The organism is Streptomyces sp. NBC_00259, assembly GCF_036181745.1.
In the GTDB taxonomy this organism is placed as follows: Bacteria; Actinomycetota; Actinomycetes; order Streptomycetales; family Streptomycetaceae; genus Streptomyces; species Streptomyces pratisoli.
This window is the reverse complement of sequence record NZ_CP108080.1, coordinates 715,636-729,851: the sequence shown is the minus strand read 5'-3', so window position 1 is coordinate 729,851 and position 14,216 is coordinate 715,636. Positions and strand designations below refer to the sequence as shown.

Genomic DNA, 14,216 nt, shown 5'->3' with positions numbered 1-14,216 from the left:
GAAGTCACGGCGCGCCCGGAGGGCTACGGAATACGCGTCAGCGCGTTCCCCCTGGCCCTTCGGGGCGCAGGAGGATTGGCGCGAGCGTTTCCGGGCAGCGGGGCACGCGACGGGGCGCCGTATTCGGCGGCCGGTCGAGAAGGAGCCACTCGCTGTTCATGGTTCCATCGAAGCCGTGTCCGGCCGCCAGGACAAGCTCGACGGCCGTTCCCTGACGGTCTTCTGACGGCGGGCCGGATTCTCCGACGCCCGGCCGCACGCAGGGTCCCGGCGGCCGGTGTGCCCCGGCAGCCGGGACCCTGCGTGCCGCCGGTGCGCGTACGGTTCGGCTCAGCCGCCGAGCCCCGGAATCGCCGAGACCAGCAGGTCGATCAGCTTGATGCCGACGAACGGCAGCACCAGGCCGCCCAGGCCGTACACGGCCAGGTTCCGCCGCAGCAGATCGTGGGCGGAGGCCGGGGTGTAGCGCACACCGCGCAGGGCCAGCGGAATCAGCACCACGATGATCAGGGCGTTGAAGATGATCGCCGACGCGATGGCGGAGGTCGGGCTGTGCAGGCCCATGATGTTGAGCGCTTCGAGCCCGGGGTAACTCCCCGCGAACATCGCAGGGATGATCGCGAAGTACTTCGCCACGTCGTTGGTGATGGAGAAGGTGGTCAGCGCGCCCCGGGTGATGAGGAGCTGCTTGCCGATCTCGACGATCTCGATGAGCTTGGTCGGGTTGGAGTCGAGGTCCACCATGTTCCCGGCCTCCTTGGCGGCCGAGGTACCGGTGTTCATCGCCACACCGACGTCCGCCTGGGCCAGCGCAGGGGCGTCGTTGGTGCCGTCGCCCGTCATCGCGACGAGCTTGCCGTCGGCCTGCTCCCGCTTGATGAGGGCGAGTTTGTCCTCGGGAGTGGCCTCCGCGAGGAAGTCGTCGACGCCCGCCTCCGTCGCGATGGCCCGCGCGGTGAGCGGGTTGTCGCCGGTGATCATCACCGTACGGATGCCCATGCGGCGCAGCTCGTCGAAGCGTTCCCGGATCCCGTCCTTGAGGACGTCCTTCAGATGGATGATGCCGAGCACGCGGGGACCGTCCCAGTCGTGCACGGCCACCACCAGCGGAGTACCGCCGCCCGCGGAGACGGCGTCGGACCAGGAACGGGCCTCGGCGGGCACGGACCCGCCGTAGCTCTCCACCCATCCGATCACCTGCGCGGCCGCGCCCTTGCGGATGTGGCAGGCGGCGCCGTTCTCCCAGCTCAGATCGATACCGCTCATCCGGGCCCGGGCGCTGAACTCCACGAATCGCGCGTGCGAGAGCTCCCCTTCGGCCGGGGCACGCAGGCCGTAATGCCGCTTCGCGAGGACGACCACCGAACGGCCTTCGGGTGTCCCGTCGGCGAGCGACGAGAGCTGGGCGGCGTCCGCGAGGACGAGTTCGTCGACACCGGGGAACGGGACGAAGGCGACCGCCTCCCGGTTGCCGAGGGTGATGGTGCCGGTCTTGTCGAGCAGCAGGGTGTTGACGTCACCGGCCGCTTCCACCGCCCGTCCCGACATCGCCAGCACATTGCGCTGCACGAGCCGGTCCATGCCGGCGATGCCGATCGCGGAGAGCAGGGCGCCGATCGTGGTCGGGATGAGCGTGACGAGCAGGGCGACCAGGACGGTGGTGGACTGCGCGGCACCCGCGTATCCGGCCATCGGCTGGAGGGTGACGACGACCAGCAGGAACACGACGGTCAGGGCGGCGAGAAGGATGTTGAGGGCGATCTCGTTCGGCGTCTTCTGCCGGGCCGCGCCCTCGACCAGGGCGATCATCCGGTCCAGGAAGGAGTGCCCGGGACGGGAGGTGACCCGTACGACGATCCGGTCGGACAGCACGGTCGTACCGCCCGTCACTCCGGATCTGTCGCCTCCCGACTCCCTGATGACCGGGGCCGATTCGCCGGTGACGGCGGACTCGTCGACGGCGGCGATGCCATCGACGACATCGCCGTCGGCAGGGATCAGCTCGCCCGCCTCGACGAGCACGAAGTCGAAGAGCTTCAGATCGGACGCGGCGACAGCCTCCGTCTCGGCCCGGTCCAGGTCCGTCCCGTACCGCCAGTGGCGCAGCCGCAGCGCGACGGTGTCCGTACGCGCGCGGCGCAGCGACTCGGCCTGGGCCTTGCCGCGGCCCTCCGCGACGGCCTCGGCGAGGTTGGCGAAGATCACCGTCAGCCAGAGCCAGACGCTGACCACCCAGGTGAAGACGGACGGGTGGATCAGCGCGGAGAGGGTGGTCAGCGCCGAGCCGACGGCGACGACGAAGAGGACGGGGTTGCGGACCAGCGACCGCGGGTGCAGTTTGCGCAGCGCCTCGGGGAACGACGTCAGCAGCTGTACGGGGTCGAAGAGCCCGCCGTGGCCGGATCGCCGTCGGCGACGGTGCGGTCCGGGATCGGGGGCCGCTGGGGGAGTGCCCGGGACTGTGGGCGCCTGCTCGGGCGCGGCGGGATGCATCGCGGAATCCTTCTGACGGGTTCGGCCGGCCGACTGAAAGGGGCGGCCGCCGGGCCTTGCCGTCGCCGGTGCTGCGGCGACGACAAGGCGGTTCGCGGGTGCGTCGGCAGGGGACGAGGCACCGCCGTGGCTCGTCGTTCGCCGGAAACGTGACCGCCGGAAACCTGACCGATGGACTCGGCCGGATCCCCGTCATGCCACTGACGTCCCCGGTTTCCGGCGGCCGGTCATGGAACCTAATCCACCGACCGGCCCCAAACGGCCTGTTGCGGGACGAACTTGCGTGTCCTTGACGCCCTTTCGGCGAGCCGCATCAGGAACACATCAAGCGCGGTGGCATCGGCGTCAGGGGCGCGTCAGCGGATGCCCCGCGTGACAGGGGCAGTCGCAGAATGATCGACACGGGGGACCGGACGGCCGTCCGAGGCGTGGCGTGGAGGGCGAGTGACGGTCACCGCTGGAAGTACGCGCAGTCCGGAAGCGGGGGCCCGGACAGCTGCCGTACAGGGGCCACACAAAGCCGTTCCCCCAGAGGGCCGTCCCGGTCCGCGGTCACGAGGGCGTCCGCGACCGGAACGGCCCTCTGCCCGTCCGCGACCGGAACGGCCCTCTGCCCGTCCGCCGCTCCGGGTGCGTCTCTCGGCTGGCATGGACGCTGTGCATGCCGCCCCCTGGAGACCGTGCGCGGAACCACGTGATCCCCACTGCCGACCGGACTTCCCGGCACGCCGCTCTCGCCCCATCCGTACGGGACGCATCAAGGCGGCGTCAGTATCACCACAGGCGGCGCCAGAGAGCCGTCAAGGGGGGTGTGCGGCCCGGCCGGGGCGCGGTTGCGTATACCGCAACCCGCTGTCTCAAAGTTCCTGCGTACAAGGAGAGTTGATCGCGCATGGGTGTGGAGAACGTCGTCGGGCTGATCGTCGCCGTCAGTCTGCTCGGCTACCTGGTGGCCGCTCTGATCGACCCGGAGAAGTTCTGAACCTCGACGCACCGCCGGACGCCGCGCCCACGACGCGTCCGGGAAAGCTCAAGGTCTTCCTGGGAGCCGCTCCCGGCGTGGGCAAGACGTACCGGATGCTCGACGAGGCCCGGCGCAGGGCCGGACGCGGCACCGATGTCGTCGTCGGCTATGCGGAGTGCCACGGCCGTCAGCGCACCGAGGAGATGCTCGGCGGGCTGGAGGTGCTGCCCCGCGCCGAGCGGGACTACCGTGGCCGAACGTACCCCGCTCTCGACATCGACGGGGTCCTGCGGCGCCGCCCCCAGGTGGTGGTGGTCGACGAACTCGCCCACTCCAACGTGCCGGGCTGCCGCAACGCCAAGCGCTGGCAGGACGTCGAGGAACTGCTCGCCGCCGGCATCGACGTGGTCGCGGCCATCAACATCCAGCATCTCGAGTCCCTCAACGACGTGGTCGAGAAGATCACCAGAGTGCCGCAGCACGAGACGGTCCCCGACGACGTCGTACGCCGCGCCGATCAGATCGAGCTCGTGGACATGCCGCCGGAAGCGCTGCGCCGCAGGATGGCACACGGAAACATCTACGCGCCCGACAAGATCGATGCCTCGCTCGCCAACTACTTCCAGACCGGCAATCTCACCGCGCTGCGCGAACTCGCCCTCCTCTGGGTGGCCGACCGGGTCGACGAGGCTCTTCGGAACTACCGCTCGGAGCACGGAATCGGCGGTGTGTGGGAGACCCGCGAACGGGTCGTGGTCGCTCTGACCGGCGGACCGGAGGGCGAGACGCTGATACGCCGTGCCGCCCGTATCGCCGCCCGCTCGGCCCACGGCGAACTGCTCGCCGTCCACATCGTACGAAGCGACGGCCTCGCCGGCGGCACCTCGCACTCCGCCCTCGCTCGTCAGCGGCATCTCGTCGAGACCCTCGGCGGCAGCTACCACTCGGTCGTCGGCGACGACGTGCCCACCGCGCTGGTGCTGTTCGCCCGTGCGGAGAACGCCACCCAACTCGTCCTCGGCACCAGCAGGCGTGGCCGCCTCGAACGTTTCCTGACGGGACTCGGCATCGGCGAGACGACCGTGGCCCTCTCCTCCGACATCGACGTCCACATGGTCACGCACGAACGCGCGGGACACGGCAGAACGCTGCCCTCCCGGCGACGAACGCTGCCCACCTCACGGCTTGTCGCCGGACCCGTGGCCGGCCTGCTCCTGCCGGTCCTGCTCACCTTCCTCCTGGACCGGGCCCGCGGCACCTTCAATCTGACCAGCGAGGCACTGCTCTTCCTCGTGACCGTGATGGGTGTGGCCTGCATCGGCGGGGTCGTCTCCGCACTGGTCGCCGCCCTGACGGCGTCTCTGCTGCTCAACTACTGGTTCATACCACCGATCGGCGAGCTCACCTTCAACGATCCCGACAACATGCTCGCGCTCGGCGTCTTCGTCGTCGTCGCAGGCACGGTGGCCGCGACCGTGGACCGGTCCCTGAAACTGTCCCGCCGCGCCGCCCGGGCCACGGCCGAGGCGGAGACCCTGTCCTCGCTCGCCGGGTCCATCGTCCGCGGTGACGACGCGATACCGGCGCTGCTCACCCGTACCCAGGAGACGTTCGGGATGGACTCCGCCGAGCTCGTCGAGGAGCAGGTGGACGACCCCGCGGCAACGCAGGTCTCCGTGGGCCCCGGGCTCTACCTCCTGCTGCGCGGCCGCACGCTGCCCGCATCCGAGCGCAGAGTCCTCGCCGCCTTCGCCGCCCATGTCGCCGCGGCCGTGGAACGGGCCCGGCTCGCCGAGGCCGCCGCCGCGATCGAACCGGTCAGGGCGGCCGACCGGATGCGGACCGCGCTGCTCGCGGCGGTCAGCCACGATCTGCGGACCCCGCTGGCCGCCGGATGGGCGGCCGTCGGCTCACTGCGCAGCCCGGATGTGGACTTCACGGACGAGGAACGGGACGAACTGCTCGCCACTGCCGACGAGTCCATGGCCCGGCTCAGCCGGCTCATCGACAATCTGCTGGACATGAGCCGGCTCCAGGCCGGCGCGCTCACGCTGAGCCTGAGCGCCACCCCGTTGGAAGCGGTCGTGCCTTCCGCCCTGGACTCGCTGCCTCCGGACACCCCGCTGCCCGTGATCCTCGGACTGGAGGAGACCCCGCCCGTCCTGGCCGACCCGCCACTGCTGGAACGCGTGATCGCCAACCTGGTCAGCAACGCCGCCAGGTACGCGCCCCCCGAGCACCCGGTGCTGGTGACCGCGAGCGCGCTGGCCGGCCGCGTCGAAGTGCGCGTCGTCGACCGGGGCCCCGGCCTGCCGCCCACGGACCGCGAGCGGATCTTCGAACCCTTCCAGCGGCTGGGGGACAACGACAACACCACAGGAGTCGGCCTCGGCCTCGCTCTCGCCCGTGGCCTGACCGAGGCCATGGGCGGCACCCTCACGCCCGAGGACACGCCAGGAGGGGGTCTCACCATGGTCGTGTCCATGCCCTTCGCCGAAGCCGTCACCGGACGGACGGGCACGGACGCCCACCGGGAACTCTGACGGGGCTCAGGCCTCCGTGACCGGCCGGCGAGGCGTAGAGGATCCGTTAAGACGATCCCCCACCCCGTAAGGGACGCGTCAACGCAATCCGAACCGTGGCCGAAACGCGATTGTCTCTGTTGGTTCCGATCGCTTCGCGACATGAGATCCCCGCGGTCCGGCAGTCCGTCGCCGCGGAGCCCCTGACACCAGCCCCTCGACGACAAAGATCGGAACCATGGGACGCGGCAAACTTCGGATCTACCTCGGCGCGGCCCCCGGCGTCGGCAAGACGTACGCGATGCTGTCCGAGGCACACCGCCGAACGGAGCGTGGCACCGACTGCGTCGTGGCCTTCGTGGAGCACCATGCCCGGCCGCGAACCGAGGTCATGCTCCACGGTCTGGAACAGCTCCCGCGCTGCGAGATCGAGTACCGGGACACCGTCTTCACCGAGATGGACCTCGATGCCGCCCTCCAGCGCCGGCCCTCCGTCGCCCTCGTGGACGAGCTGGCACACACGAACGTGCCGGGCTCGCGCAACGCCAAGCGCTGGCAGGACGTCGAGGAGCTCCTTGCCGCCGGGATCGACGTCATCTCCACCGTCAACATCCAGCACCTGGAATCGCTCGGCGACGTCGTCGAGTCGATAACGGGAGTACGCCAGCGGGAGACCGTGCCCGACGAGGTGGTCCGACGGGCCGACCAGATCGAACTGGTCGACATGTCGCCTCAGGCGCTGCGCCGCCGTATGGCGCACGGCAACATCTACAAACCGGACAAGGTCGACGCCGCCCTCTCCAACTACTTCCGCCCCGGCAATCTCACCGCTCTGCGCGAGCTGGCGCTGCTCTGGGTCGCCGACCGCGTCGACGAGTATCTGCAGGAGTACCGGACCGAGCACCGGGTTTCCACGATCTGGGGCTCGCGCGAGCGCATCGTCGTGGGCCTCACCGGCGGCCCCGAGGGCCGCACGCTGATCCGTCGCGCCGTCCGGCTCGCTGAAAAGGGCGCCGGCGGCGAGGTGCTCGCCGTCTACATCGCCCGCAGCGACGGTTTGACGTCGGCCTCCCCCAAGGAGCTGGCGGTCCAGCGGACGCTCGTCGAGGACCTGGGAGGCTCCTTCCACCATGTCATCGGCGACGACGTCCCGTCCTCGTTGCTCGACTTCGCACGCGGCGTGAACGCCACCCAGATCGTTCTCGGCGTGAGCCGGCGCCGTTCGTGGCAGACCGTCTTCGGACCAGGCGTCAGTGCCACCGTCGCCCGGGAGTCAGGTCCCGACCTCGACGTCCACATCGTCACCCACGGAGAGGCAGGACAGGGCCGTGGTCTGCCCATCCCCCGCGGGGCGAGACTCGGCAGATGGCGGCTCCTGTGGGGATGGCTGGTGGGCATCGCGGGGCCCGCCCTGCTGACCCTGTTCCTGAACGGCGTGGCTCCCGATGTGGGGCTCGCCAACGACGTACTTCTGTTCCTGTCGCTGACCGTGGCCGCCGCGCTGCTCGGCGGGCTCGTTCCGGCGCTCGCGTCCGCGGGCGTCGGATCGCTCCTGCTGAACTACTACTTCACGCCGCCGATCCATCAGCTGACGATCGCCGACCCGAGGAATCTCGTCGCGCTCGTCATCTTCATCGGCGTGGCGATCTCGGTCGCGTCGGTGGTGGATCTGGCCGCACGCCGCACACACCAGGCGGCGCGACTACGTGCCGAGTCGGAGACGCTGTCGTTCCTCGCAGGCAGCGTGCTGCGCGGTGAGACCACCGTGGAGGCGCTGCTGGAGCGGGTCCGAGAGACGTTCTCGATGGACTCCGTCGCCCTGCTGGAGCGCGAGAAGGACGTCGACCCGTGGACCTGCGCGGGCAGCGTCGGGCGGGAGCCGGTCGCCCGCCCCGAGCACGCCGATGTCGACATGCCGATCGGCGACCACATGGCGCTGGCGCTCTCCGGCCGGGTGCTGCCCGCCGAGGACCGCCGGGTACTGGGCGCGTTCGCCGCCCAGGCCGTCGTCGTACTCGACCGCCAGCGCCTGGTCGACGAGGCCGAGGTTGCCCGCAAACTCGCCGAGGGCAACAAGATCCGCACGTCACTGCTCGCCGCGGTCAGCCACGACCTGCGTACACCGCTCGCCGCCATAAAGGCCGCGGTCACTTCACTGCGCTCGGACGATGTCGAGTGGTCCGAGGAGGACCAGGCCGAACTCCTGGAAGGCATAGAGGCCGGCACCGACCGGCTCGACAACCTCGTCGGCAATCTGCTCGACATGTCCCGGCTGGAGACGGCCACGGTCACGCCGGTGATCCGGGAGAGCGACCTCGACGAGGTCGTGCCCATGGCCCTCGTCGGCGTCCCGGACGCATCGGTGGAGCTGGACATCCCCGAGACCCTGCCCATGGTCGCGGTCGACCGAGGTCTTCTGGAGCGGGCCGTTGCCAACATCGTCGAGAACGCGGTGAGGTACAGCCCCGACGACGCGCAGGTACTGGTGTCGGCCAGTGCCATCGCCGACCGCGTCGAAGTCCGTGTGGTGGACCGTGGCCCGGGCGTCCCGGACGACGCGAAGGAGCGCATCTTCGCGGCCTTCCAGCGATACGGCGACGCCCCGGGCGGCAACGGAGTCGGGCTCGGGCTCGCCGTCGCCCGAGGATTCGCGGAGGCGATGGGCGGCACTCTCACCGCCGAGGACACGCCCGGCGGAGGCATGACCATGGTGCTCTCCCTCCGTCTCGCGACCGGTCATACGCCGTCCCGCCCGGAGCTGTCGGCCACCACCACGTCATGAGGTCGGGATCGCTCACGCGTCGTCACGCGGCGTCATGCGTCCAGGAGCGGTCCCGCCGTGTCGAGGGCCGCCCCGGCCTGGTCGGCGAGCGTCACCGCCACGAGCCGTGCCTGCAGTGGCGCTACGACACCTGGGGTCGGCCGGAGCATGAACCGCCCCAGGTAGCGTCCGTTTGCGGTGGCCCGTAGCTCGATCTCGCCGTCCGGCCAGCCGTGCCGTTCCACGTTCCAGTGTCTGCGTCCCACGACGACGTCGCCGTTCTGCTCGAGCCGTGGTGGATGGCCGATGAGGCGTCCGTACTCGAAGCGGCACCCCTGCAGTTGCAGCAGATCGATCAGCTGGCCTCTGACGTGTTCGGCCAGAGCCTCGGGCGACCTCGCGGCCTGGGCGAGCCGCTCTTTGACACGGGCGCCCGCCGTGATGGAGAGGTGTGTCAGTGGCACCGGCGTCGAGCGCTCAGGCATGGGGTTCGGGAGATTCGGCGACGGGCCCCGCCGAACGTTCACCACGATGGAGTCAAGCGCCAGCAGAATGGGACGTAGGCCTGCGCAGCAGCCACTGCACGAACGTCCGACGCGCGGGCCGTACGACCACGCGGCCGTGAGCCTTCATGCCGACCAGCTCCACGCGCAGAGTGACCGGCGTATCGGGATTCGTCGGAGTCTGACGGTACGTGACCCTGCTGTGCGCCAGCTGCAGGCCATCGGTATCGACCACGACGCCCGGCCTCGTGACCAGCCTGAGGGTCTTCCCCACCATGTCCACGTTGATCCGCAAGGTGTCCTGCGTGATCACGGCGTCAGTGAAGTCAAGTGTCACCTCACACCACTGCACCGCGAGCTCCAGCCTCCGCGGTACCACCCAGCGCCCCACGCGCTCGACCGCGCCGCTGTGGACCTGTTCGATCCGGACGAGGTCCTTGACCTCTGCTCCGGTCAAGCCGCCCGTAGCCGATACGGGCGTCAGGTCAGCGGTGAGCGGAGCCAGTTCGCTCAGAGTCCGTGCCGACAGGGCAACTTCCAGGCGCTCGTCCAACTCGTCCGCGGTCAGCAGGCCGTCTCCTGCCGCGATACGCAGCACATCCACCACCCGGTCCCGGTCCGCATGGGAGGCTCGCAGCTCGGGCGACGAGCCGGAGTCGGAGCGCTTTCCGGTGGGCGACATCTCTCCCGACATGCTTCCGTCCTGGTCCTGTCGAACGTCTCCGCGCGACGCGGGCAGCGGCGCGATGACAAGACTAGCGCTATATCGCGATATGAATCCCGGCCGGGCTCCCTCACGGAGAGGCGATGATCAGCGTCGATCCTCGGCATGCGGCATGCGGCATGCGGCATGCGGCATGCGGCATCCGTCATGCCGAGGCCTGTCGCCACAACAACCGCATCCCGTCGGGCCGGTTCACACCGTTCCCCGCGGGGATTCGACGCTCTCCTGACGGGGGTACCGCATCCGGCAGGAAGGCACTCCCGCCGTGGGGGCCGAGGGCGTACCGGAACCGCGGGTGCAGTGACGCCGGATGCCGGCCGCGCGGTGACAGGGGTGGCGGTCCGTCCCATGAGGTGTGTGCTCATGGCGGCGAAGAGCCCGACGCGGTGGTCGAACTCAAGCGTGCCCACGCAGTGTGCGCAGCAGGCGCTCACACCTCGATGCGCGAGCCCATGATGACCGTCTGGTTGCGAGGCAGGCCGAAATGCTCTGCGGCGTCGGCCGTGATGTAGGAGGTGGCGATGAACAGCCGTTTGCGCCACGGAGCCATGGTCGGCGCTTTGCCGCGCTGGAGCTCGATCTTGGACAGGAAGTAGGACGCCTGGTCGAGGTGCAGCGCTCCCTCGGTCATGGCCGGGTCCAGCATCGAGAGAGCCCGGGGCACGTCGGGCGTCTCCATGTAGCCGAACCGGGCGGTGACGTGGATGATTCCGTCGTCGGCGTAGCCGAGGTCGTCGACGTCGATCCTCCTGTTCTCCGGGACGCGGGGCACGGGCTCGGTCTCGAGTGACAGGATCACGACGTGTTCGTGTCGCACGTGGTTGTGGTCGACGTTGGCCCGCATGGCCAGTGGCACGGTCTGCTTGCCGCGGTTGAGGAAGACGGCCGTGCCGGGGACGCGACGTGCCCGAGCCTTCCCGCTGCGCAGCTCTTCGATGAACTCGCACAGTGAGCCCTCGTGTTCTGTCCGCTCCTCGGTGACGATCGCCCGGCCACGTTGCCAGGTGGTCATGATGGTGAAGGCGACGAGGCCGATGAGCAGCGGGAGCCATGCGCCGTGGACGAACTTCGTCAGGTTGGCGGCCACGAACAGTAGGTCCACGGACATCAGCGCCGTCGCGCCGATACCGATCAGCCACATGGGTGTGCCCCACTTCGCGCGGGCGACGTAGAAGAACAACAGGGTGGTGATGGTGATGGTGCCGGTGACCGCCATGCCGAAGGCGAAGGCCAGTGCGGTGGAGCTGCGGAAGGCGAAGACGAGGGTGAGCACCGAGACCATCAACAGCCAGTTGATCCACGGCACATAGATCTGGCCCATGGCGGACTCGGAGGTGTGGGTGATTCGCAGCCTGGGCAGGTAGCCGAGCCGTGCCGCTTGGGAGGCGACCGAGTACGCCCCGGTGATGACCGCCTGGGAGGCGATCACGGTCGCGGCCGTGGCCAGCAGGACCATCGGGAGCCGTCCCCAGTCGGGCACGAGCAGGAAGAACGGGCTGCTGACGTTGGCCGGATCGGCGAGGATCAGCGCGCCCTGGCCGAGATAACTCAGGACGCACGCGGGGAAGACGAGGAACATCCAGGCGCGGCTGATGGGTCGCCGGCCGAAGTGCCCCATGTCGGCGTAGAGCGCCTCGGCGCCGGTGACCGCGAGCACGACACCGGCCAGGGCGAAGAAGGCGATGTGGAAGTGTCCGAAGAGGAAGCCCAGTGCGTAGGTCGGCGACAGCGCCCTGAGAATCTCCGGGTGGTCGACGACGCCGAGCACACCGCACGCGCCGATGGCCACGAACCAGGCGATCATGACCGGCCCGAACACCCGGCCCACTGCCGCTGTTCCTCTGCGTTGCACCAGGAACAGCATGACGATGATCACTGCCGTGATCGGCACGACCAGTTCCTCCAGCGAGGGCTGGACGACTTTGATCCCTTCGACGGCGGAGAGCACCGAGATCGCCGGGGTGATCATGCTGTCGCCGAAGAACAGCGAGGCGCCGAAGATGCCCAGCGCCGCAAGGACCGCGGTCGCCTTCCGTCCCTGCTGCGTGCTCCACCGCCGCAGCAGGGTGATCAGCGCCATGATGCCGCCCTCGCCGTCGTTGTCGGCGCGCATCGCCAGCAGGACGTAGGTGACCATGACGATGATCACCACTGACCAGAACACGAGCGAGACCACCCCATACACGTTCTCGGTGTTGACGGGGACGGGATGCGGGTCGCTCGGGTTGAACACCGTCTGGAGGGTGTAGATCGGGCTGGTCCCGATATCGCCGAACACCACACCGAGAGCGCCGATCACCAGCGCGAGGCGCACCGTGTCGCGCGCGCCCGGACCGTGCGCTGCCGACGGCCGTGATGCTGATCCGTCATCCGAACCGGTCGCGTGCCGGCGATTGCTCACGGCGCTCCCCTCCTCAGCACGGACCGGACGCCCGGCCCATCGCGCCGGACGATACCGGTCCGACACGCACCCGCCGGCGAACCACCTGCCTGCCGGGCCAGGAATCGGCACGATGCTTGGGCGGTACCGTCGGCGAGGCGGGCCGGTGTACGGCTGACGGTGGCGGACGTTCAGGGCTCCGCGTCTTGGTAGTGCGCATACTTGGGATGTCGGTGGTCGGATGTCCGAGTCGGTGCGGGCGGGCGTGGTACGGGATCGGCGCGTGGGGGAGGCGGAGTGGTGGCGGGCTGGACGAGCACTACAGCGCGGGTGGGCCTTACTTCGGCACTGAGCGGCGTCATCGTGCTGTCGGCGGCGGGATGCTCACCGGAGCAACGCACGCTCGTGGCGGTGTATGTGGATGAGCGGGGTACTGCACAGGCGTTGCTGCGGTCCTGCGACGACGACGGGCGGGTGCGCGGTCCTGAGCTGCGCGGCACCATGGCCCGGGCGGCGGAAGGGGCCACCTCGGACGCGACGCAGGACACGGTCCCCGAGGCGTCCGAGACGGACGAACCCTGGATCGGCTGGGACACCCGTGGGCCGCACGTGGTTGCGGACTTTCCCCTGTTCGCCCCGCCCGCACAGTGGGAAGCCGAGACTCGTGGCCCGCAGACCCTGCAACCGGACTACACGTATGAACTCGCGTTCGGCGATCCTGATGACGCCTACGTGTACAGCGCCTCGGTGACCTTCGACGTCGATCACCTCGCCCGGGTGCCGGCGGGCGAGGTGTTGACCCGTCAAGGCGCCATGACCAAGGGCGCATTCGAGGGCCTTGCCCGGAAGGCTTGCTGAACCCGCCGACGCTGGTGCGTGCTGCCGCTGACCGGCCGCGACTAGGAAACAGCCTCGGCGGCGTACAGCGCGCCGAGGGCGGCGGCGAGGATGCCGAGCAGGAGGCGGAGCACGGTTTCGGGCAGGCAGGGCTGGAGCTTGGCGCCGAGGTAGCCGCCGATCAGGCCGCCGAGGCCGCAGGCCAGGCCGAGCCACCAGTCGGGCGCGACGGGCCCGGAGCTCGCCAGGGCCAGTACGGCGTAGGCGGCGGCTCCGGCGGCGGAGGTGGTGAAGGTCGCGGCGAGCGTGGCCGGTGCGATGCGGGCCATGGGCATGCCGCGCGCGGCGAGGACGGGCCCGAGCAGGGAACCGCCGCCGATCCCGTAGATCCCGCCCACCACTCCGACTGTCAGGGCGAGGGCGGCGAGCGCGGGCGCCGACGGCTCGGCCGTGTCGAAACGCTGCCGGGCCGGACGCAGAGTGCGCAGGCACAGCCATGCGCCAAGTGGCAGCAGCAGGGCGGCGACCAGGACGCGGAAGACGTCCGGGCCGGGGAGGGCGAAGACGCGGACGGCGGCGCCGGCGATGACGCCGGGCAGCGTCCACAGGACCAGGCGCCGCGCCAGGCCGCCGCGCAGAGCGCCGTCGCGGCGGTATCGCCAGAGGGCGCCTGGCCCGGCCACCACATTGAACAGCAGGTTCGTCGGCGTGACCGCGGGGCTGGGCACACCGAGGACGCTGAGCTGGACCGGGAGGAGGAAGACCGCGCCGGACACACCGACCGGAGTGGTCACCGTGGAGATCAGCAGACCTGCCGCGAGCCCCGCACAGATCGTCCAGTCCACCAGTTCCCCCGCCGCTCCTCGATCGTCCGGCCAGTATCGACGGACCTGGCCCCTCGGCACGGGCCGGTAGCGAGATGTTCACGGGCAGCAGGTGCGTCCCGGCTTGCAGTCGCACGCGTCCGCCTCGGCCGTGACTGCCCCGACGGGGGTCGGCGTGTGGGCGTGGGTGGCGGGTGCGCAGCAGCCC

The 14,216-nt window shown here is 69.9% G+C and carries 9 protein-coding genes; 4 read left to right on the top strand and 5 right to left on the bottom strand.

The features are described 5' to 3' along the window. Positions 1–330 precede the first annotated feature (330 nt). The gene (gene kdpB, locus OG766_RS03160) at positions 331–2,493 is read right to left on the bottom strand and encodes a potassium-transporting ATPase subunit KdpB (RefSeq protein ID WP_328724504.1); all 2,163 of its coding nucleotides are present in this window, start codon (positions 2,491–2,493) and stop codon (positions 331–333) included. Positions 2,494–3,385: 892 nt separating this feature from the next. Between kdpB and kdpF the strand changes: the two genes are divergently transcribed. The 3 genes from kdpF (at position 3,386) to OG766_RS03145 (ending at position 8,761) form a co-directional block, all read left to right on the top strand. Further along, a complete protein-coding gene (gene kdpF / locus OG766_RS03155; RefSeq protein ID WP_266378317.1) occupies positions 3,386–3,475 on the top strand; it encodes a K(+)-transporting ATPase subunit F in 90 nt (29 codons plus the stop codon). Next, positions 3,472–6,000, top strand: a complete 2,529-nt coding sequence (locus OG766_RS03150; protein ID WP_328727418.1) for a sensor histidine kinase — start codon at positions 3,472–3,474, stop codon at positions 5,998–6,000. The genes kdpF and OG766_RS03150 overlap by 4 nt, the downstream gene beginning before the upstream one ends. Before the next feature lie 217 nt (positions 6,001–6,217). After that, positions 6,218–8,761: a sensor histidine kinase KdpD gene (locus OG766_RS03145; protein ID WP_328724503.1), complete on the top strand. Its 2,544-nt coding sequence runs from the start codon at positions 6,218–6,220 to the stop codon at positions 8,759–8,761. A 32-nt stretch (positions 8,762–8,793) separates the two neighbouring features. Here the strand turns inward: OG766_RS03145 and OG766_RS03140 are convergent, their stop codons facing one another. From OG766_RS03140 to OG766_RS03130, 3 genes are all read right to left on the bottom strand, one after another. Beyond that, entirely contained in the window at positions 8,794–9,225 is a 432-nt protein-coding gene (locus OG766_RS03140; RefSeq protein WP_266376571.1) for a hypothetical protein, read from the bottom strand. Between the two features lie 52 nt (positions 9,226–9,277). Then, positions 9,278–9,937: a DUF1707 SHOCT-like domain-containing protein gene (locus tag OG766_RS03135; RefSeq protein WP_266376574.1), complete on the bottom strand. Its 660-nt coding sequence runs from the start codon at positions 9,935–9,937 to the stop codon at positions 9,278–9,280. 460 nt (positions 9,938–10,397) lie between these two features. Then, on the bottom strand, positions 10,398–12,368 hold the full coding sequence (locus OG766_RS03130) for a potassium transporter Kup (protein ID WP_328724502.1): 1,971 nt from the start codon (positions 12,366–12,368) through the stop codon (positions 10,398–10,400). A 279-nt stretch (positions 12,369–12,647) separates the two neighbouring features. Between OG766_RS03130 and OG766_RS03125 the strand changes: the two genes are divergently transcribed. Then, positions 12,648–13,205, top strand: coding sequence for a hypothetical protein (locus OG766_RS03125; protein WP_328724501.1), 558 nt, complete (start codon positions 12,648–12,650; stop codon positions 13,203–13,205). Positions 13,206–13,246: 41 nt separating this feature from the next. Here OG766_RS03125 and OG766_RS03120 read toward each other — a convergent pair whose 3' ends face one another. Beyond that, positions 13,247–14,029: a sulfite exporter TauE/SafE family protein gene (locus OG766_RS03120; protein ID WP_266376584.1), complete on the bottom strand. Its 783-nt coding sequence runs from the start codon at positions 14,027–14,029 to the stop codon at positions 13,247–13,249. Positions 14,030–14,216 lie beyond the last annotated feature (187 nt).

Coding starts and splice junctions, on each gene's coding strand:
- OG766_RS03145 (WP_328724503.1), top strand. CDS start 6,218: ATGGGACGCGGCAAACTTCGGATCTACCTCGGCGCGGCCCCCGGCGTC.
- OG766_RS03135 (WP_266376574.1), bottom strand. CDS start 9,937: ATGTCGGGAGAGATGTCGCCCACCGGAAAGCGCTCCGACTCCGGCTCG.
- kdpF (WP_266378317.1), top strand. CDS start 3,386: ATGGGTGTGGAGAACGTCGTCGGGCTGATCGTCGCCGTCAGTCTGCTC.
- kdpB (WP_328724504.1), bottom strand. CDS start 2,493: ATGCATCCCGCCGCGCCCGAGCAGGCGCCCACAGTCCCGGGCACTCCC.
- OG766_RS03140 (WP_266376571.1), bottom strand. CDS start 9,225: ATGCCTGAGCGCTCGACGCCGGTGCCACTGACACACCTCTCCATCACG.